The sequence below is a fragment of the Acetobacter malorum genome, assembly GCF_002153605.1.
GTDB lineage: Bacteria > Pseudomonadota > Alphaproteobacteria > Acetobacterales > Acetobacteraceae > Acetobacter > Acetobacter malorum_A.
Window position 1 is genome coordinate 1 of record NZ_JOPG01000007.1, and the last position, 22,998, is coordinate 22,998.

The following is a 22,998-nucleotide window of genomic DNA, read 5'->3' on the forward strand; positions in this document are numbered from 1 at the left end:
TTGAGCTGCTCGACCGAGAGGTTCCGCATGTCAGACGGGTAGCTCACCCGGTCCAGAGCAGGAAAACGGCCAAGGGTGGGAATCCGAGGCTTTGCATTTTTGTCGTGAGAACTGTCCATGCGATCGTTTCCATCTTCTTTTCTTGTAGGAAGCGGAATGCCGTCCTGGGGAGGCTGGGCGGGATTTCGTTACCGTCAGTGTGTCTTAACGTCGCGCGAAATATTTTCACACATCGCGATATAAGGCGTTTTGGTTTAATGTTTCTGGCCTGAGCGCAAGCCTGCAATTAAAAGTAAGTGCATATTGTGTCTTTTTTGCCACATGTTTTGAAAAAGGCTTGAGCTTGACAAACGAGCCAACCTATATGCAGGCGAACAGTTCCATACGTGGCTATGTGCACAGCACCTGCCGGTGGCCGTTATACGGTGTGCAGGGGCAGTTGCCCGGCATGGTCACGTTTTGACAGATTATGAAGTGTCTCACTCAGTTATGATGCAGGCGTCTCAGATGCGCCAAAGCGGGGGTTTATGGCCGTACCTATAATGCAGGCCGTCAGGGTCGGCAGTTATGTCGTCAAACAGCACATCACCGGGCGCAAGCGCTATCCGCTGGTTCTGATGCTTGAACCGCTTTTTCGCTGCAATCTGGCATGTGCCGGGTGTGGTAAGATTGATTATCCCGCAGCCATTCTCAACCAGCGCATGACCGTGCAGGAATGTCTGGATGCGGATGCAGAAGCAGGCGCACCCGTCATCGCCGTGGCCGGGGGCGAACCCCTGCTGCACAAGGAAATGCCGGAAATTGTCCGTGGCCTGATCGCCCGGAAAAAATACGTCTATCTGTGCACGAACGCCCTGCTGCTTGAAAAGAAGATGGATGAGTATGAACCCTCTCCGTTCTTCTCATGGGATGTGCATCTGGATGGCGATAAGTCCATGCACGATTCCTCCGTCTGTCAGGACGGTGTGTATGAGCGCGCCGTTGCGGCCATCAAAAAGGCCAAGGCACGCGGGTTCCGTCTGTCCATCAACTGCACCCTGTTTGACGGGGCTGACCCCAAGCGCGTGGCGTCCTTCTTTGATGAAGTGATGGCGATGGGCGTGGACGGAATTATGACGGCTCCGGGTTATGCGTATGAACGTGCGCCTGACCAGGAACACTTCCTCAACCGTCAGAAAACCAAGCAGCTCTTCCGTGACATCTTCCGTCTGGGTAAGGGCAAGAAATGGCGGTTCACGCAGTCTCCGCTGTTCCTGAACTTCCTGGCAGGCAATGAGCAGTATCACTGCACCCCGTGGGGCAAGCCGCTGCGTAACGTCTTTGGCTGGCAGCGCCCGTGCTATCTGCTGGGTGAAGGCTATGCCAAGTCTTTCAATGAGCTGATGGAAGACACCAAGTGGGATGATTACGGCACCGGCAACTACGAAAAATGCGCCGACTGCATGGTGCACTCCGGTTACGAATCCACCGCTGTGATGGATGCTGTGCGTCGCCCCTGGCACATTGCAAAAGTCGCTCTGTTTGGCCCGGAAACCGAAAAGCCGATGGCTCCGGAAATCTCCCTCGCCAACCAGCGGCCTGCTCAGTACGTCTTCTCCAAGCAGGTGGAAGAGCAGATGGAAGAAATCGCCGCCCGCAAGCCTGCCAAGGCTCCGCGTGTGAAGGTGATCCGTACCGAGGCAGCCAATGCCGATGCGGCTCCGGCCAAAGCGGCGGCTCCGGTCGAAGCAACTGCCGCCGACTGAGCCTTCTCTCAGTTTGCGACTCCATGAAAGGAGCGGCTCCTGCACAGGGGCCGCTCTTTTTTTGTACGGTCTTTCAGGCGGCTGAGGCTGCTTTTCCCCTGATTTGTCGCTCTGGCTGGCATACGTTGCCTGCATAAGAGGTGGAGGCTAAACCCATTTTTCGCATAAGGATGCGCTCTGGCAGGCATGGTCAGCGCATACTGGCCTCGGGGGCCATCATCCCCTATCGTGCACTTTCCGTCGTCACGCAGGGCCACCGTATTTCATGACTGCTTCCATTCTTATCATTTTTTTACTGGTTATTCTGAACGCCGTTTTTGCCATGGGAGAACTGGCTCTGATTTCGGTCAGAATGCCCCGTCTGGCTATTCTGCGGGAGCAGGGCATGCGAGGCGCAGACCGCGCCATGCGTTTGGCGGAAGATCCGCAGATTTTCCTACCAACAGTGCAGGTCGGCATGACGCTGGTCTCCATTCTGGAAGGCACATTCGGCGGGGTGCAGGTCGAGGCGCATCTCACCCCCATGCTGGAGAAGATCGATTTTCTCCGCCCTGTGGCCGCGCAGGTTTCCATGGTGCTGGTGGTGCTTGCCATTACGGCTCTCATGCTGGTGCTGGGCGAGCTGGTGCCCAAACAGCTGGCGCTGCGTGAACCGGAAAAAATGGCTGCTCGTCTGGCTCTCCCGCTGGAAATGCTGGCGCATGCCACGCGCCCTGTGGTGTGGGTGCTCCGTCAGTCTTCCAACATCGTGCTCAAGCTGATGGGGGCGGGCGATGCCGTGAGCCAGACGCTGACGGAAGAAGAACTGAAGGCCTATATCGCGGAAGGGGCTCGCTCCGGTGTGCTGGAACATGAAGAGCGCACCATGATCGAGCGCCTGCTGCGTCTGGCGGACAGACCCGTGCGCGCCATTATGACGCCGCGCAATGAGCTGTACTGGATTGACCGCCATGCTGGCCGGGATGCGCTGATCAAGGCGCTCAAGCAGACAACCTATGCCCGTCTGGTGGTGTGTGAAGGTGGTGTGGATAACCCGGTCGGGGTTGTTCTGGCCAAGGATATGCTGGACCGTATGCTGGATGGCATGCCTGTTTCTATAGAAGCTGGCCTGCGGCAGATGGTGGTGGTGCCGGACAGTATTTCAGCGCTGGATATGCTGGAGCGGATGCGCAGCATTTCTCTGGGTATGGCGTTTGTGTTTGATGAATACGGCTCGTTTGAAGGCGTCGTGACAGCGTCTGACCTGTTTGACGCCATTGTGGGGGAGGGCGGTCATGATGCTTCTCAGGCCACCGCAGCCCATCACGCCCCCACACAGGATGATGTGCTTCTGATGGACGGCACGGACTCTGCTGATGAAGTGAAGGACCGCCTCGGCCTCCGGAGCCTACCGGATGAGGGTAGTTACCACACGCTGGGTGGTCTCATTCTGGCTCTGCTCCGTCGTGTGCCCGCCATCGGGGATAAGGTGGTCTATTCCGGCTGGTTGTTTGAAGTTCTGGAAATGGAAGGCCGGCGCGTCTCCCGCGTGCGGGCCAGCCGACAGGTTCTGGCGGAAAACTGAAAGCCAGAACGTCACAGAATTTAACGGCCTGAACAGAGGACTCTGTCAGGCCGTTTTTTTATGGGTAACAGATGGTGGACAAATCTGAGTGGTTATTGCTGGGCCTGCCCAGAGGCAGTGCCGCAATGGGGTGTCACAGGCCAGAAGGCCAGCGCTGTTTCCTGCTGGACTTTTGAAATCTGGGTTTGAATCCACTGCATATATTCGTGCAGGCCACGGATGATGATGTCGTCCACCGTCTGGTCTGCAAGAGTGACGCGCAGTTCCGCGACCCGTTCCTGAATAGGGGCGCAGAGGCGGCGCAGGCTGCCATGCCCGGCAAGAGTGCTCAGTGTGCTGTCCAGCAGGCGCAGGCTGGTGGTCAGGGAACGCGGGAAGGCATCGTTTTTCAACAGAAATCCCACAACATTGGCAGGCGTTGTCATCACAGGCTGTAAACGCCGGAAGGCATGATACGCCGCAGCGGATCGCAGGATGGACGCCCATTGGGTAATATCAATTTCAGACCCGACCGTCTCATGGCCCGGCAGAAGCGTATGGTATCGGATATCAATCAGCCGGGTAATCTGGTCACTGCGTTCCAGGTGTTTGCCGAGCAAATAGAACAGCCAGGCCTGATCCCGGTAGAGTGTGCCTTCGGTAATGCCAAAATGGGTCTGGCATTCCTGCTTCAGCCGGTTGCACAGGCCGGAGAGGCTGTTCATCCGGATATCGGCGGGCTGCAGGTCCAGCACCCAGCGGGTAAAGACGTTGAGCTGCATCCACATCTCTGTTGAAATCAACGGGCGGACAGCACGGGCATTTTCCCGCACGGAATGGGCCATAGCCTTGATGGAGTTCGGGTTTTCCTTTTCCGTTACGTAAAAGGCAATGACGTCCTGTTCCGTGACGGTCTGATGACGTGCGTAAAAACAGTCCTCATCAGAATGGATCTGCAGAATGGTGTCCCACCCTGGCTGGCCATCCGGCCCGCGGACAAAGCTTTCCGTAACTTCCAGAAGCCGGGCCAGATTTTCAATACGCTCCATATAACGCGCCAGCCACATCATGCACTCGCCGTAGCGGGAGAGCAGATTGTTCAGGCCCGGCTGCATTTGGAAAAGGCCTGTTGAAATTTCAGTCATGATGCCAGCACCCACGTATCTTTGGAGCCACCCCCCTGTGACGAATTAACGACGAGAGACCCTTTTCGCAGCGCCACGCGGGAAAGGCCTCCCGGCAGAACCCATGTGGAGCGGCCTGTCAGCGCAAAGGGACGCAGATCCACATGGCGTGCTTCCACACCATTAGGGCAAAGGGTGGGGGAGACGGAAAGATTGACCACCGGCTGGCTGATGTAATTGCCGGGGTTTTCTTTCAGGCGGCGGCGGAATTCGTCCAGTTCGTCCTGCGTGGCATGCGGACCAATCAGCAGGCCATAGCCCCCGGACTCGCCAACCGGTTTGATAACCAGCTTGTCCATATTAGCCAGTGTGTAGGCCAGCCCGTCCGGTTCTGCGCAGATATGCGTATCGACGCTATCCAGAATGGGATCTTCATCCAGATAATAACGGATAATGCGCGGCATATAGGCGTAGACGGCTTTATCATCCGCCACACCGGTACCCAGCGCGTTAGCAATGGTGACATTCCCGCGGCGGTAGGCCTCGACCAGTCCCGGCACGCCCAGCATGCTGTCTGGATTGAAAGCCAGAGGGTCCAGAAACTCATCATTCAGACGGCGATAAATGGCATGGACAGGCCGCAGCCCTGCCACGGTGCGCATGAACACACGGTGGTTTTCCACCACCAGATCCTTACCTTCCACCAGTGGCACGCCCATCTCACGCGCCAGAAAAACATGCTCAAAATAAGCGGAGTTATAAATACCGGGAGACAACAGCACGACCTGCGGGTCCAGAACGCCTTCGGGCGAGACTTCGCACAGGCTCTGGTGCAGTTTTAGTCCATATTCATCTACGGAGCGGAGCGGCAGACCGGCGGCCAGATCTGGCATAAGCCGCAGCATCATATGCCGGTTTTCAATAACGTAAGACACACCGGAGGGGGTGCGGGCATTATCTTCCAGAATCAGAAAACGCCCGTTCTGGTCACGGATTAAGTCTGTGCCGTTAATATGCACATACACGCCACCGGGCACGTTCAGCCCGACCATGGCCTCACAGTAATTCGGATTGTTCAGCACGAGGTCTGCCGGAATAATTCCGTCCCGCAGAATGGCGCGGTCATGATAGATGTCGTGCAGAAACAGGTTAATGGCCTGAACGCGCTGCTGCACGCCGCGCTCAATATGGTCCCATTCCGTAGCAGTAATGACGCGGGGAATGACATCAAACGGTAGCACACGGTCTATCGCTTCACGGTCTGAATAGACGGTAAAGGTAATGCCCAGCCGGTAAAGCTGGGCCTCCGCGGCTGTTGTGCGGTGCCGCAGGTCAGCCAGCGTAAAATGCGCCAGACGGTTCTTCACATCCTGCAGGGCCGGGGGGATGCCATCCTTGCGGTTCATGAGTTCACAGAAGAAATCCGGAACATCATAAGCGGCAAAAATACCAGCCGCCTGAACGGGTGCATGGAGTGGCGTGTCATTCATACCCTGACTCCCGATATGAGGTCCGACACTCTGGCGGGTCCGGAAACCTGCGCCTCTGCATGCCGTTTCGTTACGGTTAATTACTTAAGACGAGCAGGATTTCAGGCGTTTGCCAAGCGGCAAAACAGAAATTTGTTCTTTTATCGGAATATCATGCGCAAGGGGCTGGTATGCCATGGATTAATGCTGATACCGTATGCGCAGTCATACGCCATAAGCGGTTTCTCCCGTCCTGTGGCAGGAGAGGAGCAGGGCGTTTCAGCATGAGCAGGGTGTTCAGGGCCGTACCACCATGAGTTCACACGTCATGCTGACCCATCAGACCCGGTATCGGTATGACCGGCCTGTTTTTCTGGGGCCGCAGACCATCCGCCTCCGTCCTTCGGGTTCTGCCAGAACGCCTGTTCGTTCCTATGCTCTGCGCGTTGATCCGGCAGCCAGCCAACAGAGCTGGCATCAGGATGGCTTTGGCAATCATGTTGCGGAAGTGGTCTTTGCGGAACGCGTGACGCATTTCGACATCACCGTGCGGCTTGAGGCCGATCTGACGCCCAGAAATCCCTTTGATTTCACGCTGGCCCCAACGGCCCGTCGCTGGACGCCACCTGCCGTGTTGACCACGACGTTGCGGGAAAAAGGTGCGCCCGCGCAGCATCAACAGACCCCTGTGCAGCAACAGCAGCAGGCGGGGGGAGGCATATTTTCTCGTCAAGCTCAGATGGCCCCCGCAGTTTCCCGGCACCCGTTTTACACATCGGAAGAATTGACTGGGCTGGCTTTGTATTGCGCAACGCCCCCTGCCGGACCGCATCTGCATGCGTTTCTGACGGACTGGGTTGAAAAAGCTCCGCGCGATACGCTGGATATGCTGGTGGCGCTCAATCGCGCTCTGGCGGCACGCATCGGCTATCAGTTACGGCTGGAACCCGGCGTCTGGAGCCCGGAAGAAACGCTGGCGCGCGGTGTTGGCTCCTGCCGGGACAGCGCCTGGCTGATGATTGCCCTGCTGCGGCATCTGGGTTTTGCGGCCCGGTTTGTCTCGGGATATCTGATCCAGTCCAGCCAGACGGCGGAGGGCGAGGAGGCCCTGACCTGTGACCTGCACGCATGGGCCGAGGCCTTTCTGCCCGGTGCCGGGTGGGTGGGGTTTGATACGACGTCCGGCTTGCTGACAGCGCAGGGGCACCTGCCGCTGGCCGCCACACCCGCCCCGGAGCAGGCCGCTCCGGTCACGGGCTTACTGGACCAGTGCAAAGCCACATTTGATGTGTCCATGCAAACCGATCGTCTGGTCATGCCGGACAGCGTCTGACCTGCTGGTTTTCCTTGCGTTACGATCCCGGACGCAAGAGAGTGATCAGCATGAGGCTTTTTACCTGTCAGTCCTGTGAGCAGATTCTGTTTTTTGAAAACACAGTCTGTGAGCATTGCAAACACCAGCTCGGGTATCTGCCGGGGCTCTCAGTATTGTCTGCACTGGAACCTGTTGAGGGAGGCCTGTGGCGGCCCTTAGAGCCGCGGATTCGTCAGGCGGAACTGGCCTATTGCGCCAACCATGCGCATGACGTGTGCAACTGGATGACAATGCCCAATGAATCCGGGCATCCGTCTTTCTGCTTTGCCTGCCGGTTCAACCGCATCATTCCCAATCTGGATAAGCCGGAAAATTTGGAACGCTGGCATAAGCTGGAAGTTGCAAAGCATCGGCTATTTTACACGCTGTTGCGCCTGAAGCTACCCATGAAAACCCGGCTGGAAGATCCGCATGGCGGTCTGGTGTTTGATTTTCTGGATGACCCGCCAGACGGCTCTTCTGCGGTGATGACAGGCCATAATAATGGTGTGATTACCATTGCTCTGCGGGAGGCGGATGATGCCTGCCGTGAGCGGATGCGTGTGGAAATGGGAGAATATTACCGCACACTTCTGGGGCATTTCCGGCATGAGGTCGGGCATTATTACTGGAATGTTCTGGTAAGGGATGCCGGGCGGCTGGATGCCTGCCGCGTGGTGTTTGGGGATGACCGGGCCGATTATCAGCAGGCTCTGCAAACCTATTACGACAGCCCGCGCCCAACGGACTGGCAGACGCATCACGTCAGCATTTATGCCACGTCTCACCCGTGGGAAGATTTTGCGGAAACATGGGCGCATTACCTCCATATTGTCTCAACACTTGAGACAGCATGGGCCTATGGGGTCTCGATCAATCCGGCGCTGGCCGGGGCGCAGCCCTCATCCTCCCCCCGGCATGGCGACCCTTATACCGAGGCTTCTTTTGAGGAAATCATGCAGGCATGGCTGCCGCTGACGTATGCGGTCAACAGCCTGAACCGGTCCATGGGGTTGCCTGATTTTTACCCGTTTGTGCTCACGCAGGGGGTGGTGAACAAACTCTCATTTATTCACACACTCATTCGGGAAACGCAGGCTTTACGGTCCTGCTAAGTCCTGAATGATCTTGCTTAGTGCAAGACCCGCGTATTGATGGTGTGGGCCAGAGCCTGCTCATCCGCAAAATCCGGCCACTCATTCCGTGCCAGCGCGGTGAGGGATGGCGTCGGCAGTTTCAGCTTGGCGGCATAGATCCACAGATAGGAGAGCGCCCGATGGACGTAATCCCGTGTTTCCGTGTTGGGGATCAGTTCCATGAACAGCAGCGGATCATCCGAGGACGAGGCCGCTTTTTCCCACCGGGCCAGCGCCGTAGGGCCGGCATTATAACTGGCCAGCAGCCGGATCATGTCGCCACCGCGCAGAGGGGTGTGGGCGTTATGGCGTGTCAGGTCGGCCAGATACTGCACATAACGCTGCCCGATTTCCAGATTCAGGCTGGGGTCATGTAAGGCGCTTGTCGCGTTTTCAAACCGGTGGTTCAGCGTATTGGGCGGGCTTGTCACAAAATCAGCCGTCAGCGGGCGGATCTGCATCAGGCCATGCGCCCCGGCACCGGAGACGGCCTGGGGGTCAAAGTTCGATTCCAGCCGGGTCAGCGCATAAACAAGCGCCGGGTCCATGATGAAGCCGTGGCGTGGCTTGAGCAGGGGCAGGGGCAGATTTTGCTGCTCCGGCCCCTGTGCGGAGGTATGGGCCTGAAGGGCATCGGACATCTCGGCAGAGAGGTCATGCAGGCCTGCGGCATCCGCCACCAGCTGGAAGGAGCGGGCAAGGGTCACATCATGCAGGTCCGGCCAGGCCCGGCGGATCGTGTTTTCGGCCCGTTCCTGTTCTCCCACCTGTAGCAACGCAAACACACGCCGCCCGATATCGGTTGCCCCCACAGCTTCGATATCAATTTCCGTCAGAACCTGTGCCGAGGGCGCTTTGCCTGAGGGTTCCAGCGGGGAGAAGCTGACTTTCCGCACATGGTCGTGCTCATGCTCATGACTGCCGCTCACATGGTGCAGAATGCGGGTGGCCAGAAGTCCGTAGAAGGTTGTTGGAAAGGCTTCCGCATGCTGGAGCCAGGTATGGCGGGCATGGTCCTGCCCCAGCTTTTCATGCGCACGGGCGGCCCAGAAGGCGCAGGCGGCACGCATTTCCGGCGTGGCGGTTGCGGCATGAGAGGCTTTTTCAAAGAAAGGCGCGGCCTGCTCATACTCCCCCTGCTGCCACAGGGCCAGTCCGGCCACATAGCCCGCCAGAGCATTTTTGTTCCGGGAGCCTTCCACTGCGGTCTGGCTGATCTCCAGCGCCACATCCGTTTCCCCGGCATTCAGCATGGCCTGAGCGGTTTCTGCCTGAAGCTGGGCGGCGTAGGCGGGCGTCATGCCCGGTGTCGCGGTAATCAGATGCAGGGCGCTGTGCACGCCCTTCAGGCCCCAACCGGTGCGTTCGCGCAAGGTGCGGTCCAGCAGCGGGTTACGGGTAAAGTCCAGCGTCAGCGGGTCAGCAGGGATGCTGGTATGGTCCGGCGCCAGGTGAGTGGAGACCGGCACGGGGGGCAGCGGCCCTCCATGCTGGGGCAGGGCTGCCAGACGGGCCCAGATAGCGGCTGCGTCGGCGTAGGAGACATATTTCTTCAGCCAGTCCCGCAGTTCCGTCGCACCCGGATGGTAGGAGGGGTTCAGATAGCGGTCAGCTTCAATATCGCCCAGCAGGGTGGCGTCTGTAAGCCGGGTTGTGCTGGTGATGGCTTCGGCAAAGGCCCCCTGTCTCTGGAGGCGGAAGATAGATTTGATCTGGGTGCTGACTTCCGGGGAGAGCGGCTTTGGCAGGGGAATGTCATCCCCCTCCGGAAACGCCTGTCGTGGCATGACCATCGCAAGCTCTTCGCTGTGCGTGTCCTGCCCCGTCCCGGGGAGCTTGGCATAGGCTCTCGTCGCTACGACGGAAGCACCGGCCAAAAGGGCGGCTCCGGCCATGAAGGCCTTTGCCGCGATTTGATGAGGGATCTGTCCTATCGCTCGCATGGCTGGCGGGGTCTATGAGGTTCTGCGCCAAAAAGCAAGTTTACTCTCTGTAAGCACTCAGAAAGTGTGTGTCAGAAAACGGGAAAACGCTGCTGTGAATAGCTGGCGAATAGGGGAGGAACTACTTGTGATCCATAAGGAAATTACCGCCTGAATAGAGTCGGCTTTATTATTGAGACTTCAGGATGTTCCTCTGGCTCGGGCGTGGATTCAGCCGTTGTCCCGTAGCGTTTGTGCAACAAGCATCAGGTCCTGCCAGATTTCCTTGCGGGCTGTGGCGCTGGCCCGGAGCTGGAGCGGGTGACGCATAACAAGAGTGGGGAGTGGCGAGGCCAGACCGGGTATGGCTGCAGGCCCCCAGCTTCTGCGGGGGAGGGGCGTTTTGGCATCCAGCAGCATCCGGGCCGGAAGCCTGCCACACAGCAGCAAACGCTGGGGGGCAAACAGGGCAATGGCGCGTTCCAGAAAGGGGCGACACAGCTTGAGTTCAGCCTCTGTGGGCGCGCGCCCCCCCGGTGGCCGCCACGGGAGAGCCGTGGCCAGCAGCAGGGTCTGGCGGTCCAGTCCCAGCGGGGTCAGCATGCGGGCCAGCAGGTCCCCACACAGCCCGGAGAAGACTGCTCCGCTCCGGTCTTCATCCGCATCCGGTGCCTCACCGATGATCATCAGCGGCGCGTGAAGGGGGCCTGTGGGGAAGAGGGTGTGCATGGCAGTTGTGCGCAAAGCACATGCGGAAAAGCCATCAACAGCTGTGCGCAATGCCTCCGGCGTGCTGGCCGCCGCAGCCAGAGTCCGCGCCTGTGCCAGCGTTTGCGCCAGCAGAGCCGGGCCACTTTGCGCCGCCGAATTCAGAGGGCGGGCGCTCTCTCCGGAAGGCGGGGGAGTCTGGCCAGAAAAAGAAGGGGCAGGCGGCGCAGCGCGGCTCTGAGTGCTCGTCAGGCGGCCATCCGGTGCGCGCCGCATCGCGGGGTCCTCACCGGGGAAACGCATTTTCCCCAACCGGGCAAGGCGCTGGTCTACCGGGGAGTCGCCCACCACGGTATCCACCCCCCATTCCCCATACAGGCGCAGAAGAGACAGAGCGGCGTCCATCAGATAAACTGCCAGAAAACTGAGGGGCCGGTTTGGCGGTTGGCTGCGGGCAGGGTAGAGAAGTATCCGCCGTTCATGTCATGTCTCCCCAGTCTTTGACGGAACGGGGCGTATCCAATGGCCTGTTAGGGCCTCTGCCGCTCCTGGATAGGGTCATTATGCTGTTTTGTCGCCTTCTGCCTACGGTTTTCCTGCTGCTATCGGCTTCGGTTCTGACTCCCTGCGCGTCTGCCGCTGCTCCTACAGGGGCAGAAACCAGCCAGACAGCCCCACCGGATAAAGCACCGGCTACTCCGCTTCAGACAAAAAATGACCCCTCACCGGCGGCCTTTCATATCGATTCGGGTGCCTTCCTGACCGCCGTGGTTGCCACGCATCAGGGGGATGATCTGGACGCAGCCCGTGCTTTTCGGGCTGCTGCGGCGGCAGACCCTACCAATCAGGACCTTCTGAAACAGGCCTTTATCCGCAGCGTGCTGGCCGGGGACCCGGAGGCCGTGCCGCTGGCCCGCCGGACCGCCAGACTGCCGGAGGGGCAGAGCATCATCTCCTCGCTGGTGCTGGGGAACGACGCCACAACACGGGCTGACTGGACGGAAGCAGCTCGTTTCTATCAGCAGGCCGGGGCTGACCCCATGGCGCATCTCATCATGCCCTTGCTTCAGGCATGGTGTCAGCAGGCTCAGAACCATGCGGATGAGGCCATTGCGTCCCTGACCCATATTCAGGGTTCTGTGCTGGTGCCGTTCTATACGCTGCACGCGGCGATGATCGCGCAGACGGCGGGCCAGACCGCACGTGCGGGAGACCTGTTTGCGCAGGCCGCCAAAATGATGCCGGGCTATGACCTTCTGCTCACGCGGTCTCAGGCCGCATGGCTCTGGTCTCAGGGGCAGCAGGACAAAGCGCGCTCCCTCATGCGGGGCATGATTCAGGCAGACCCGGTGCTGGCGCTGGCCGGGGCGCAGTTGCAGGCCACCATCAGTCATTTTCCCGTCACGTCCGCGCAGAGCGGTATTGCCCGCGCGTATGTGCTGACGGCGTTTCTCCTGCGTCAGCAGGGCCGCCAGCAGGGGCGGAGCCAGCATCCCGGCCCGACGGATCATCAGTTTGATGAAGCCTCTCGCCTGATGCTCGGTTTTGCGCTGGGGCTGGACCCGCATCTGGCGGAGGCCCGGCTGATGCTGGCGGAAATTCAGGATGATGAAGGCCACCAGACTGCCGCGCGTGAGACGCTGCTACGTATCCCGCAAACAGACCCGCTCTATCCCGTCGCCGCCTTCCGTCTGGCGCTGGTGGATGGCTCTACCGGACATCTGGATGAAGCACGTACAATCCTGACGCGCCTTGCGCACGATACAGGAGGGCAGGCGCTGGCCGTGCGGGCGCTGGGCAATGCCCTGTCTGCTCAGAAGGACTGGAAAGGGGCTATTGCAGCCTATAATCAGGCTGTCACACAGGCGACAGCCAGCAAGACGATGGACTGGTCTCTCCTGTTCCTGCGCGCCGTGGCGTATCACGAATCAGGCGACTGGCCCCGCGCGAAAGCGGACCTGCAACAGGCGCTGAAACTGGCCCCGGATGAACCGCTGCTGCTCAATTTCCTCGGTTACTCCATGGCGGAGCGCAAAGAGAATCTGGCTGAGGCCGAAACTCTGCTGAGCAGGGCGGTTGATCTGGACCCGCAGGACGCCGCCATTCGGGATAGTCTGGGATGGATCAAGGTGGAGCGGGGGGACCTGGCAGGCGGCACTGTTTTGCTGGAACACGCGGCCGAGCAGACGCCGGAAGATCCGGAAGTGAATTATCATCTGGGGGAAGCTTACTGGCGCGCCGGCCGACAGAGTGAGGCAGTGGACCAGTGGAACGTCGCCCTTGGTCTGCATCCTGAACCAACGGATGAAGCCCTGATCCGAGCCGCACTGGCGCGCGCCTCAGCATCCGGAATCAATAAAGCCACACAGCAGCAGAGTGCCCCTCCGGCTGAGAGCGGCCCTGCCAAAAGCGGAGGAAATCACACGCCGTGACATCAGCCACGATGGACCCCACCACTCAAACACTGACTGAAGCCGCTCCGGCCAAGATCAACCTCTATCTCCATGTCACAGGCAAACGGCCTGATGGTTACCATCTGCTGGACAGTCTGGTGGTGTTTGCCGGAGCGGGTGACCGCCTGCGATATGAGCCGGGGCCGGAAGCCCTGCATCTTGTACTCGCCGGGCGTTTTGGTTCGGCCCTGAGCGATGCCGCAGGCCCGGATAATCTGGTGATGAAAGCTGCTGCGGCACTGGAAGCTGTGTGCGGCCCGGAGGCTCAGGTGCGCGGTGGTCGTCTGGTGCTGGAGAAGGATCTGCCCGTCGCGTCCGGCATTGGCGGCGGTTCAGCCGATGCAGCGGCGGCACTGCGGCTGTTAAACCGCGCATGGAATGCGCAGGTCGATCACGTCACGCTGCTGCGTCTGGCGGAAAAGCTGGGTGCAGATGTGCCAGTTTGTCTGGCCAGCCAGAGTGCACGCATGGAAGGAATTGGCGAGGAGCTCAGTGCTGCTCCAGTTCTGCCTGAGTGCGGCATGGTGCTGGTGAATTGCGGTCAGGCTGTCTCGACGCCGGATGTGTTCCGCAAGCGCGATGGTGCCTTTCTGCCGCGTGCGCCGTTGCCAGCGCGCTGGACAGATGCCGCGACTATGGTGGCGGATCTCACCCAGCTTGATAACAGTCTGGAAGCCCCGGCCTGTGTGGTGTGCCCGCCGGTTAAAACTGTTTTGTCGGCTATTGAGGCGCTCCCCGATTGCCTGCTGTCCCGCATGAGCGGGTCTGGCGCGACCTGCTTTGGTCTGTTCCCCTCCGTGCAGAGTGCGCAGGCGGCTGCGGCGCGTCTGGCGCAGGCAGAACCCGGCTGGTGGGTCTGGGGTGGCGGTCTGGTCTGAACCCGCGGAAGAAAAGAACCGGAAGCACTTTGGTCAGAACTCTGATAAAGTGACGTCCATAATAAAGGGGGGCCGTATGTCTTCTAAAATTGACCTGACTCTCTCTGAAGACAACACCACTGTTCAGATGACTCTGCCGGGGCAGGGTGATGAACCAACGGTTGAAGTGCCACTTTCGCTGGAGGAAGTGACGAGCCTGATTACGGTGCTGGGGCGCTTGCGTCAGACCATGATGGCGGATCATGAAATCCCGCCGATTGAAGGGGCGACTTTTACGCCTGTCACGCGCACCCGCTGGGCTGTGCAGCCTGAGGCGCGCACGGATGGGTCTTTGCTGGCGTTCCAGCACCCGGCTTATGGTCCGGTCGGGCTGGTGCTTGCGCCGCAGGATGCGGACCGTCTGGGGAAGGCTCTGCAGCTGCACGAGCAGATACGGCGTGACCAGAAGGCCAGCCGCGGCAAGCTCAACTAAGCTGGCCTGCTCGGCGTGAGCCGTTCTGGCTCACGCCGGACAGAAGCCTTTTAACGTGGTGTCAGGGTGCTCTGCGACGGATGTGTGCCGGTCGCACTCTCATCAGCTTCAGCAGGCTGACGGCGGAATACAACGGTTGGCTTGTCCTGCGCATCGACCAGTGCCAGCACATCGCCCGTCGGAGCCAGATGCCAGCCGCGCGTCGCTTCCATATTTTTCAGAAAAAGCTGCTCTGTCGCCATGGCTGGAGGCGGGCACGCCATGCGTGTTGTCATCATCGGGCCGAAAGTGATGTTTGCGCCATCGAGTGTGGCCTTGCCGTGTACCCGGTTGCAGCCGCTAAAGCCGGATACCGTGCCGTCTTCTGCAATGCTTACCATCGGCGGTTTGCCGCTTTCCGTCACCGGGGCATCGCCCAGCCGTTCGGCTTTCCACGTGCCAGTGGGGCTGGCGGTAGTGCTGGCAGAGGCCCGGCTGAGAACCAGCATGATGTCAGACGTGTTTCCTTTCGGCACCGGCGTCTGCGTGGTGGTGACAAACCACGGTCGGCCTTCCACAAAAATAGTGGCGTCGAGTGCGTAGCTGTGGCCAGCTTTCAGCAAGGCGCGGTTAAACTTCAATGTGAAGGGAATAGGCACTTGCCGCGTGGCACGCAGGGATGTTCTGGCCAGAACGGGGGCTTTAGCATCCGCTAAGGAAATATCCAGCAGGCGAACTTCCACAACCGACGGCGGGAGGGCCATCCGTTCCCGATACGTCACGCTGCCCCGCAGGGTGGTGGTGGCAGCCTGAGCGGACAGTGGGGAGAGAACGGCAGCACTCACGCCGCAAACAGTCGCCACGAGCAGGGAGCGACGCAGAAAAGACGGGATCACGCGAGGGAACCTCCGGTTTTAAAGCGAGCCTCACCCCAAAAAAGAGGGAAAAGCCAGCAAAGAGTCATGCGGAAGCCAGCCTGCGGTCCCCGTGCTGATTGTCAGCGGGTTTTCCGAAAGCTGGTCTGCATCGTGTTGATAAGGATTGTCCCGCATTTTGTGGCACCAGCATGGCTGGCGCAACAAAGCGCTCCTTAACGGCGGCCGTTACGGATGTGGGTGATCAGGCCCGTGAGCCCCGCAGCCAGTGCCGCGCCAAACAGGCCTGCCCGTACGCTGGAGGTCACAAAAAAGGAGAGGGGGCTGTCCACGCGTCGGGCTTTTTCATCAAACGCACCATGCGCGGCAAATGCGCCGGGAGCGGATTTGAACAGGTCATCCGCAGCGGTGCTGTCGGCGCAGGTTTTTTCCAGCTGGGCTTTGTAGCCATGCTCAGCCATGCGGGCTTCCCGGCAGCCCGGACCCAGAATGCGCCAGATGGCAGCCAGCGTGGTGCTGGGGCCAATGGAGATGGAGCGGCTGGTCGTAAAGGCTGCCCGGCAAATGGCTTCTGCCGCCACTTCCGGCTCATAAACCGGGCCAACGGGCTTCAGGCGCTTGCCCGTCAGGTTGCGGGTCCAGCCATAGCGGGGCGTGTTGATGGCGGGCAGATCCACCATAACAACCCGAATCCGGTCCGCATCATGCAGCAGCTCCGGGCGCAGGCTTTCACAAAAACCACGCAGGGCGGAGCGAGCGCCGTTTTCAGCCGCCTGCAAAGGCAGGCCACGCAGAGAAGGCGCCAGATCCAGATTGATAATGGCCCCATGCCCACGGCGACGCATGTGCTTTAAAGCCGCCAGTGTGCCGTTCACGCTCCCCAGATAAGTGACTTCCGTCGCGCGCTGAATGTCCCTGGCGGACAGCACGGCAACCTGCCCAACTACCGTTGCCCCGGCGCAGTTGGCCCAGACGGTAATGGGGCCAAGCTCAGCTTCAATCTGAATAGCGGCCTGCTCAACTGCGTCGGCGTCCGCCACATCTACCGGGATTACCAGCGTGCGGATGGAATGGGCGGCCAGTTCCTGCGCTGCGTCTTTCAGCCGGTCTTCATTCCGGCCCAGCAGGGCGATGTCAAAGCCTGCACGGCCCAGCGCACGGGCGGCAGCCCGGCCAATGCCTGCTCCGGCACCGGTAATGACAGCGATCTGCGTTGGCATGCTCATCGTCTCCCTGCATTCAGTCTGTAGAGTGTGTTCTTTATGCTGTCTTGCGCCGGAACCGCCTGCCCTGCAAGGCAGGGGACAGCGCGGCAGCCGTGCAGAGATCTGGCGTCACAGATACCGTAGCGCGAGCAGTCCGCCTACCAGCAGGATGGCAAAAACCCCCATCACCAGCGGCAGGCGGCGTTCCAGAAAATCCTGAATCGGCGCACCAAATTTCCATAAAAGTCCGGCGACCAGAAAAAACCGCACCCCACGGGTCACCAGACTGGCCACAATAAAAGGCAGCAGCGCGAAGCGTGCCATGCCGCTGGCAATGGTGACGAATTTGTAAGGAATCGGGGTCAGCCCCTTGAGCAGGATAATCCACACGCCCCACTGGCGGAATTTGTCCTGCAAGGCCGTCAGCGTATGTTCGGCGTGGTAAAAATGCACAATCGGCAGGGCCAGATGCTCAAGCAGAAAAGCCCCGATCACCCAGCCCAGAATCCCGCCCGTCACACTCGCAACCGTGCAGAGAGCAGCATAGACCCATGCCTTATCCCTGCGGGACAGAACCATAGGCACTAGCAGCGTTTCCGGCGGAAGCGGGAAAAAGCTGGCTTCCGCAAAGGCCAGAGCCACCAGCCACCATGGGGCGTTGGGGCTGGCTGCGTGCCGTAACACGCGGGCATACAGGCGATTAAGCATGAAAAAACGGGCCGGAGACTGAAAGAGAAATCATCCGGCCTTGATGCCACGCGTTCTGATCTCAGGCCAGAGGGTATCTCCGGCCGGAGTGCTACGCGTTACATGCGCTCGCGGCGCAGAACCTCTTCCGCTTTTGTGTGAATGGTATCGTATTCATCCTGTGTCAGGCTGCCCCGGTGGAGCATTTCACTGGCGCGGGCCAGCGCATCCCGCGCGTGGGTGGCATCCGGAATAGGGTAGCGGCGGCCGGGGAGGGCAAAGGCATCGTCCGGCAGTGCATTACGTTCTTCAGTGGTCAGTTTTGACATGATCTTCATTCCTGTCCGTCTCACGAAAGGCCGGGGCTTCCAGCTCGTCCAGTTCCGCCATGGCAGCTTCCGCGCTCACGGTCGGGACGTCTGAAACCGGCACTTCCCCCGGTCCCGCCGGAACATGGGCGGGGCATGGGCTGCTGAGTGTGCGCGTGACTCTGAACGCGGTAATCACGGCAAGGGATCCAAAAACAATCCCGCCCGCTGCGTGCCCCAGCTGCACCCCAGCCGGACCAAACCGGCTGCCAAACCAGACAAAGGGGACCGTGCCCAGTGTAGCCCGCCCCCAGTTGAAGGCGGTGGAATAGAGCGGAAAGCCCAGATTATTGAACGCCGCGTTGGCCACAAACAACATGCCGACAAACAGGAAGGCACCAATGGTCCATGAGCAGAACAGATGAATGAGCAGAGCAGCATTGCCCTGTGCATGGAAGCCAGCCACCACGTAATCCTGCAGGGCGGCCAGCAGGACCCATGTGGAACCGACACTGATCATGACGAGCTTAAGGGCTGCCGTCAGCGTCTCACGCACCCGGTCATACTGCCCGGCACCCAGATTCTGCGCCATGATGGGGCCAACTGAACCGGTCAGGGCAAAGACCAGAGAGAACAGCACCGGCACCATCCGCTCGATGGAGGCCTGTCCGCCCACGGCCTCCAGCCCGAAACTGGCCATGGCACCGGTCACATAAGCGCCGGCAACAGGCGTGGCCAGATTGGTCAGAATAGCGGGCATGGCCACACCGGCCACATGCCGGGCATCCGACAGAATGCGGGACGGGTTGGGGCGGGCAATCATGTCATGCCGCAAGGCCCCGCGCAGACCTGCGCCAGCCACCACAAGGCGGGACAGTACGGTGCTGATGGCCGCGCCGGTCAGTCCTTCATGCAGCCCGAAAATCATCAGCGGATCCAGCACCGCAGCCACCACGGCCCCCAGCAGCGTGATGTGCATGGAGCCTTTGGCATCGCCTACGACCCGCATGAGAGAGGATGCCGCCATCCCCACGCAGATCAACGGCAGAAAAGGGCTGACAACATGCAAATAAGCCGTGGCATGTTCCAGCGCAGCCCCCTGTGCACCAAACAGATGCAGCACAGGATGCGCAGCAAGGGAGGTGATAAGCCCGAGCAGAAGCGCCACGACCAGCGTGACAATCAGGGAGGACGACGCGATATGTCGGGCTTCCTCATGCCGCCCTGCACCAATCTCACGCGCAGTGGCTGCACTCAGGCCAATGGTCATACCAATGGAAACGGCAATCTGCAGGCCAAGCACGGCCCCGGCAAACCCGATGGCCGCTGTCAGGGCCGGGTCATTCAGATGGCCGATATAGACCATGTTGAGCATGTCCACCGCAAAGACGGCCATCAGGCCAATGGCCCCGGTGCCCGCCATGACAATCACGTGCCGCATGATGCTGCCGGTTGTAAAGCAGGCCTTCTGTCTGCCGGGCGGAGGTTGCCGGGTCATATATGCTCCGTTCTGGTACCTTGCGGGTGCCGTATCGTGTCAATCCGGCGTAGTGCCGGGGAGTATGTCATGTCCGCTACGCGGCGCGAATGGAGAAAGCTGAATGCCCTGCCTGCCGGGAGCGCACGGCAGGGGGCAGGAGGGTCTGAAGGTCAGGGAGTGGGAAGAGGTTCATCCGTTTCCAATGCGGGCAGGATGGGGTCAGGCGCCGTCTCCTTTTTCTCCAGATCTTCCAGAGGGTGCCCCAGATAAGCTTCCAGCACCTCACGAGCCGGGCCATCCATACGGACACGCCCTTCCTCCATCCAGATCAGTCTGTTGCACCAATCAGCCATGACATCCGCCATATGGCTGGACAGCACCAGAATATCCGCCTTGGACACCAGCGTTTCCAGCCGTTTGCGGGCGCGCTGGCGGAAGGAGGCGTCTCCCGCCATGAACCATTCATCCATCAGCAGCACATCGGGCATGATGGCCGTGGCCAGACCGAAGGAGAGCCGCACGGTCATGCCGGAGCTGTAGGTCTGTACCGGTAGGTCCAGAAAGGAGCCCAGTCCGGCAAAGGCTTCCACATCGTCTTCCACCGCGCGAATGTCGGACGGGGAAAGTCCGGCAAACATGCCGCGCAGGCGGATGTTCTCGCGCCCCGTCAGTTCCATGTTCATCCCCAGTGAGGGGTCCAGCAGCGTGCCGATATGTCCGCGAACGGTCACGCTGCCGTTCACGGGTTCATAAATGCCTGCCAGAGCGCGCAAAAGCGTGGTCTTGCCAGCACCATTCCCGCCCACCAGACCAAGCCTGTCACCGGGGTTAAGCGTAAAGCTGACATCCCGCAGAGCCTGCACCACCACACGTTCCCGCTCATCATGGGTAAATCGGCCACTCAGAGAGTTGCGTAGGGTCTTTTTAAGGCTGCGAGCGTTGCCGTGGTAAAGCGGGAAAGAGATTTCCAGATCGCGGACTGTAATACCGACCATGCGCTACACCCAATAAGCCAGACGGGCCCGCATGCGGGCAAAGAGTGCGAAGGTGAACACTGTCAGCCCCGCAGACCACGCAAGGGCTGCGGGCCAGATGGCAGTGCTGACGATATCTCCGGTAAACGGCGTCCGCACAATTTCCATCAGCGGGAAGAACGGGTCCAGCAGCAGCCAGTCCTGCCCTGTTTTCATCAGTTCCGGGGCCCACAGGATAGGGGTCACAAAAAACAGGATTTGCAGAGTGCTGGCCACAATCGGCGGCACATCGCGGAAGCGCGCACCCAGAATGCCAAGCAGCAGCGTGGCCATGAAGCTGTCAAAAATCCACAGGGCACACGCCGCACCCATGGTCCAGGACCACGTGGGAGCGACCCGGAACCACAGGAAAACGACCACAACCACGGGGATGTTGTGCGCCAGCGTCAGCAGGTTGCGTACCGTGGCACGCAGCACATGCAGACTGTAGGGCATGCGGGCGGAATGGATGAGCGCTGCGGCGGAGGTAAATGTCGTGCAGCCATCCTGCAGGGTGCTGCCCACAAACCCCCAAAGCACAAGAGAGAGGGTGAGGAAGGGCAGATATTTATGCACATCCATGTTCATCAGATAGGCATACAGCACGCCCATGGCTGCCACCATGACGGCGGTTGAGGCGGTCAGCCAGAACGGGCCGAGGATGGAGCCTCGGTAACGCAGCTTGATATCCAGCCACCCCAGCGTGGCCCCCAGCCGTGCGAGCTTCATGCCGGAGAGGAGATCCTGCCAGGCATGGGCAACGTAGGATGCGCCTTTTTCCGGCAGAAGGGTAAGCACCGGCTCCGGCGTGTTGGAGGAGGGAGTATATCCGGTTGCGGGAGTGGTCTGCATGCTGTCCATGATACTCCATGGCGATAGAGAACAGAGTGCCGGTGTGCAAGAGCACGGGTGAGGGGGACGCGCTCAGATTGTGCTTTTTTGCCACGCTGCGTGTTTGTCTGCCCTGTCGAGCGTCTCTCATGGATGACAACAGCCGTTGTGGTTGCTAAACCCGGCCCCGCTGTAGCCGTCTCACCCTAACGTAGAAAAGCCGGGAACCCTCCTTATCATGAAGATTGTCGCCTGTAACAGCAATCTGCCGCTGGCCAAGGCCGTTGCCGCGGAACTGTCCCTGCCTCTGTGTAATGTGACTGTCCGCCGCTTTGCGGATATGGAAGTCTTTGTCGAAATTCATGAAAATGTGCGTGGCGAGGATGTGTTCGTCATCCAGAGCACCTGCACCCCGACAAATGACAACCTGATGGAACTGCTGATCATGCTGGACGCGCTGCGGCGTGGGTCAGCCCGGCGAATCACTGCGGTCATCCCGTATTTCGGGTATGCGCGGCAGGATCGTAAATCCGGCCCCCGTACGCCCATCAGCGCAAAGCTGGTTGCCAACCTGCTGGTGGAAGCTGGTGCGAACCGCGTGCTGACGCTGGACCTGCACGCCATGCAGATTCAGGGCTTCTTCGACATCCCGGTGGATAACCTGTACGCCGCCCCGCTGTTTACGCGTGACATCCTCAGCCGTTACGGCGATCGTGACCTGATGATTGTCTCCCCTGACGTAGGCGGCGTGGTGCGTGCGCGTCAGCTGGCGCAGCGTCTGAACACCGATCTGGCGATTATCGACAAGCGGCGTGAACGCGCTGGTGTGTCTGAAGTGATGAACGTGATTGGTGACGTGCGTGGCCGCCACTGCCTGCTGGTAGATGATATCGTCGATAGTGGTGGCTCTCTGTGCAACGCAGCGCAGGCCATTGCCAATAACGGTGCGGCGTCTGTCGGCGCTTACGTGACACATGGCGTGCTGACCGGGCAGGCTGTCGAACGCGTAGCCAACTCTCCGATTGAAATGCTGACCTTGACGGATAGCATCATGGCTACTGAAAGTGTGACAGCAGCGAAGAACATCCGGCAGGTGACCATTTCCAACCTGCTGGCGCAGGCCATGCGGGCCGTCGCTGATGAAAGCTCCGTCTCCTCCCTGTTTGATTGAGATCCATGGCACAGCTTCTCCCCCGCTCTTACTGGTATCTTCGTCACGGCCAGACTGACTGGAACCGTGAAGGTCTGTCTCAGGGGCGCACTAATGTGCCCCTGAATGCCACGGGGATTGCGCAGGCCGATGCGGCGGCGAAGCTGTTTCAGGATGGCATTCAAGCTCATGCGCCCATTACGCATATTGTCAGTTCCCCGCTCGACCGGGCGCTGAAAACGGCCACTATTGTGCAGCAGGGACTGGTGGCGCAGGGACATGCTTCTCTGCCTCTGACGACCGATATCGGGCTGGAAGAAGTCTGCTTTGGTGAGCAGGAAGGCCAGCCGATGGGTGACTGGTATGATAGCTGGATTGCCGGAGATTATACTCCCAACGGTGCCGAACCATTTGCAGACCTGCGGGCGCGTGCTGTGGCTGCGGTTAACCGGGCGACGGAAGCGGGAGGCATTCCGCTGATTGTCGCACACGGCGCACTGTTTAGGGCGTTACGGGCTGCCATGAGCCTACCTGCCAATGTCCGCCTGCCGAACGCCACGCCTTTATGGATTCAGCCCCCGGAAGAAAAGAGCAGTCCCGCCTGGAACCTGACTGTGGTGACGGGCTGATACAGTCACCGGACACTCGTTTTATTCGACCTTATCA

The 22,998-nt window shown here is 59.9% G+C and carries 20 protein-coding genes; 9 read left to right on the forward strand and 11 right to left on the reverse strand.

What is annotated here, in order from left to right; all coding sequences use genetic code 11:
- The first annotated feature begins 527 nt into the window (after positions 1-527).
- Entirely contained in the window at positions 528-1,745 is a 1,218-nt protein-coding gene (hpnH, locus tag HK23_RS03175) for an adenosyl-hopene transferase HpnH (RefSeq protein ID WP_063907750.1), read from the forward strand.
- 265 nt (positions 1,746-2,010) lie between these two features.
- On the forward strand, positions 2,011-3,309 hold the full coding sequence (locus tag HK23_RS03180; RefSeq protein WP_063907751.1) for a hemolysin family protein: 1,299 nt from the start codon (positions 2,011-2,013) through the stop codon (positions 3,307-3,309).
- Positions 3,310-3,401: 92 nt separating this feature from the next.
- Here the strand turns inward: HK23_RS03180 and HK23_RS03185 are convergent, their stop codons facing one another.
- Both HK23_RS03185 and HK23_RS03190 read right to left on the reverse strand, forming a co-directional pair.
- Positions 3,402-4,448, reverse strand: a complete 1,047-nt coding sequence (locus HK23_RS03185) for an alpha-E domain-containing protein (protein WP_373270301.1) — start codon at positions 4,446-4,448, stop codon at positions 3,402-3,404.
- On the reverse strand, positions 4,430-5,902 hold the full coding sequence (locus HK23_RS03190; protein WP_086652838.1) for a circularly permuted type 2 ATP-grasp protein: 1,473 nt from the start codon (positions 5,900-5,902) through the stop codon (positions 4,430-4,432). The genes HK23_RS03185 and HK23_RS03190 overlap by 19 nt, the downstream gene beginning before the upstream one ends.
- 292 nt (positions 5,903-6,194) lie before the next feature.
- On the opposite strand from HK23_RS03190, the gene HK23_RS03195 reads away from it, so the two are divergent.
- Both HK23_RS03195 and HK23_RS03200 read left to right on the forward strand, forming a co-directional pair.
- Positions 6,195-7,214, forward strand: a complete 1,020-nt coding sequence (locus tag HK23_RS03195) for a transglutaminase family protein (protein ID WP_256940036.1) — start codon at positions 6,195-6,197, stop codon at positions 7,212-7,214.
- A 50-nt stretch (positions 7,215-7,264) separates the two neighbouring features.
- The gene (locus HK23_RS03200) at positions 7,265-8,350 is read left to right on the forward strand and encodes a zinc-binding metallopeptidase family protein (protein WP_086652840.1); all 1,086 of its coding nucleotides are present in this window, start codon (positions 7,265-7,267) and stop codon (positions 8,348-8,350) included.
- Positions 8,351-8,367: 17 nt separating this feature from the next.
- On the opposite strand, the gene HK23_RS03205 is transcribed toward HK23_RS03200, so the two are convergent.
- The gene (locus tag HK23_RS03205; RefSeq protein ID WP_086652841.1) at positions 8,368-10,314 is read right to left on the reverse strand and encodes a lytic transglycosylase domain-containing protein; all 1,947 of its coding nucleotides are present in this window, start codon (positions 10,312-10,314) and stop codon (positions 8,368-8,370) included.
- 210 nt (positions 10,315-10,524) lie between these two features.
- Positions 10,525-11,406: a uracil-DNA glycosylase gene (locus HK23_RS03210; protein WP_256940038.1), complete on the reverse strand. Its 882-nt coding sequence runs from the start codon at positions 11,404-11,406 to the stop codon at positions 10,525-10,527.
- 158 nt (positions 11,407-11,564) lie between these two features.
- Between HK23_RS03210 and HK23_RS03215 the strand changes: the two genes are divergently transcribed.
- The 3 genes from HK23_RS03215 to HK23_RS03225 all read left to right on the forward strand — a co-directional run bounded on the left by HK23_RS03215 (position 11,565) and on the right by HK23_RS03225 (position 14,804).
- Positions 11,565-13,433 (forward strand): tetratricopeptide repeat protein, encoded by a 1,869-nt coding sequence (locus HK23_RS03215; protein WP_086652962.1) that lies wholly within the window; start codon positions 11,565-11,567, stop codon positions 13,431-13,433.
- Between the two features lie 11 nt (positions 13,434-13,444).
- Positions 13,445-14,332, forward strand: coding sequence for a 4-(cytidine 5'-diphospho)-2-C-methyl-D-erythritol kinase (locus tag HK23_RS03220; RefSeq protein ID WP_086652843.1), 888 nt, complete (start codon positions 13,445-13,447; stop codon positions 14,330-14,332).
- A gap of 76 nt (positions 14,333-14,408) precedes the next feature.
- Positions 14,409-14,804, forward strand: coding sequence for a hypothetical protein (locus tag HK23_RS03225; RefSeq protein WP_086652963.1), 396 nt, complete (start codon positions 14,409-14,411; stop codon positions 14,802-14,804).
- 50 nt (positions 14,805-14,854) lie between these two features.
- Here HK23_RS03225 and HK23_RS03230 read toward each other — a convergent pair whose 3' ends face one another.
- The 7 genes from HK23_RS03230 to HK23_RS03260 all read right to left on the reverse strand — a co-directional run bounded on the left by HK23_RS03230 (position 14,855) and on the right by HK23_RS03260 (position 21,203).
- The gene (locus tag HK23_RS03230; protein ID WP_086652844.1) at positions 14,855-15,679 is read right to left on the reverse strand and encodes a YbaY family lipoprotein; all 825 of its coding nucleotides are present in this window, start codon (positions 15,677-15,679) and stop codon (positions 14,855-14,857) included.
- Positions 15,680-15,873: 194 nt separating this feature from the next.
- A complete protein-coding gene (locus HK23_RS03235) occupies positions 15,874-16,878 on the reverse strand; it encodes an SDR family oxidoreductase (RefSeq protein WP_086652964.1) in 1,005 nt (334 codons plus the stop codon).
- A 114-nt stretch (positions 16,879-16,992) separates the two neighbouring features.
- Entirely contained in the window at positions 16,993-17,571 is a 579-nt protein-coding gene (locus HK23_RS03240) for a YqaA family protein (protein ID WP_086652845.1), read from the reverse strand.
- Between the two features lie 98 nt (positions 17,572-17,669).
- Positions 17,670-17,879: a hypothetical protein gene (locus HK23_RS03245; protein WP_043551466.1), complete on the reverse strand. Its 210-nt coding sequence runs from the start codon at positions 17,877-17,879 to the stop codon at positions 17,670-17,672.
- Positions 17,860-19,356 (reverse strand): MATE family efflux transporter, encoded by a 1,497-nt coding sequence (locus HK23_RS03250; RefSeq protein ID WP_256940039.1) that lies wholly within the window; start codon positions 19,354-19,356, stop codon positions 17,860-17,862. The genes HK23_RS03245 and HK23_RS03250 overlap by 20 nt, the downstream gene beginning before the upstream one ends.
- A gap of 152 nt (positions 19,357-19,508) precedes the next feature.
- Positions 19,509-20,333 (reverse strand): ABC transporter ATP-binding protein, encoded by an 825-nt coding sequence (locus HK23_RS03255; protein ID WP_086652846.1) that lies wholly within the window; start codon positions 20,331-20,333, stop codon positions 19,509-19,511.
- Between the two features lie 3 nt (positions 20,334-20,336).
- Positions 20,337-21,203: an ABC transporter permease gene (locus HK23_RS03260; RefSeq protein ID WP_256940040.1), complete on the reverse strand. Its 867-nt coding sequence runs from the start codon at positions 21,201-21,203 to the stop codon at positions 20,337-20,339.
- 217 nt (positions 21,204-21,420) lie between these two features.
- Between HK23_RS03260 and HK23_RS03265 the strand changes: the two genes are divergently transcribed.
- Both HK23_RS03265 and HK23_RS03270 read left to right on the forward strand, forming a co-directional pair.
- Complete coding sequence (locus tag HK23_RS03265) at positions 21,421-22,353, forward strand: ribose-phosphate pyrophosphokinase (protein ID WP_063907761.1); 933 nt, start codon at positions 21,421-21,423, stop codon at positions 22,351-22,353.
- Between the two features lie 5 nt (positions 22,354-22,358).
- Positions 22,359-22,961, forward strand: a complete 603-nt coding sequence (locus HK23_RS03270) for a histidine phosphatase family protein (RefSeq protein WP_086652848.1) — start codon at positions 22,359-22,361, stop codon at positions 22,959-22,961.
- The last annotated feature ends 37 nt before the right edge of the window (positions 22,962-22,998 follow it).

Bases quoted from the DNA above. Each gene is read 5' to 3' on its own strand.
- hpnH (WP_063907750.1), top strand. From the start codon at position 528: ATGGCCGTACCTATAATGCAGGCCGTCAGGGTCGGCAGTTATGTCGTC.
- HK23_RS03180 (WP_063907751.1), top strand. From the start codon at position 2,011: ATGACTGCTTCCATTCTTATCATTTTTTTACTGGTTATTCTGAACGCC.
- HK23_RS03190 (WP_086652838.1), bottom strand. From the start codon at position 5,902: ATGAATGACACGCCACTCCATGCACCCGTTCAGGCGGCTGGTATTTTT.
- HK23_RS03195 (WP_256940036.1), top strand. From the start codon at position 6,195: ATGAGTTCACACGTCATGCTGACCCATCAGACCCGGTATCGGTATGAC.
- HK23_RS03200 (WP_086652840.1), top strand. From the start codon at position 7,265: ATGAGGCTTTTTACCTGTCAGTCCTGTGAGCAGATTCTGTTTTTTGAA.
- HK23_RS03205 (WP_086652841.1), bottom strand. From the start codon at position 10,314: ATGCGAGCGATAGGACAGATCCCTCATCAAATCGCGGCAAAGGCCTTC.
- HK23_RS03210 (WP_256940038.1), bottom strand. From the start codon at position 11,406: ATGGACGCCGCTCTGTCTCTTCTGCGCCTGTATGGGGAATGGGGGGTG.
- HK23_RS03215 (WP_086652962.1), top strand. From the start codon at position 11,565: ATGCTGTTTTGTCGCCTTCTGCCTACGGTTTTCCTGCTGCTATCGGCT.
- HK23_RS03220 (WP_086652843.1), top strand. From the start codon at position 13,445: ATGGACCCCACCACTCAAACACTGACTGAAGCCGCTCCGGCCAAGATC.
- HK23_RS03225 (WP_086652963.1), top strand. From the start codon at position 14,409: ATGTCTTCTAAAATTGACCTGACTCTCTCTGAAGACAACACCACTGTT.
- HK23_RS03235 (WP_086652964.1), bottom strand. From the start codon at position 16,878: ATGCCAACGCAGATCGCTGTCATTACCGGTGCCGGAGCAGGCATTGGC.
- HK23_RS03240 (WP_086652845.1), bottom strand. From the start codon at position 17,571: ATGCTTAATCGCCTGTATGCCCGCGTGTTACGGCACGCAGCCAGCCCC.
- HK23_RS03245 (WP_043551466.1), bottom strand. From the start codon at position 17,879: ATGTCAAAACTGACCACTGAAGAACGTAATGCACTGCCGGACGATGCC.
- HK23_RS03250 (WP_256940039.1), bottom strand. From the start codon at position 19,356: ATGACCCGGCAACCTCCGCCCGGCAGACAGAAGGCCTGCTTTACAACC.
- HK23_RS03255 (WP_086652846.1), bottom strand. From the start codon at position 20,333: ATGGTCGGTATTACAGTCCGCGATCTGGAAATCTCTTTCCCGCTTTAC.
- HK23_RS03260 (WP_256940040.1), bottom strand. From the start codon at position 21,203: ATGCAGACCACTCCCGCAACCGGATATACTCCCTCCTCCAACACGCCG.
- HK23_RS03265 (WP_063907761.1), top strand. From the start codon at position 21,421: ATGAAGATTGTCGCCTGTAACAGCAATCTGCCGCTGGCCAAGGCCGTT.
- HK23_RS03270 (WP_086652848.1), top strand. From the start codon at position 22,359: ATGGCACAGCTTCTCCCCCGCTCTTACTGGTATCTTCGTCACGGCCAG.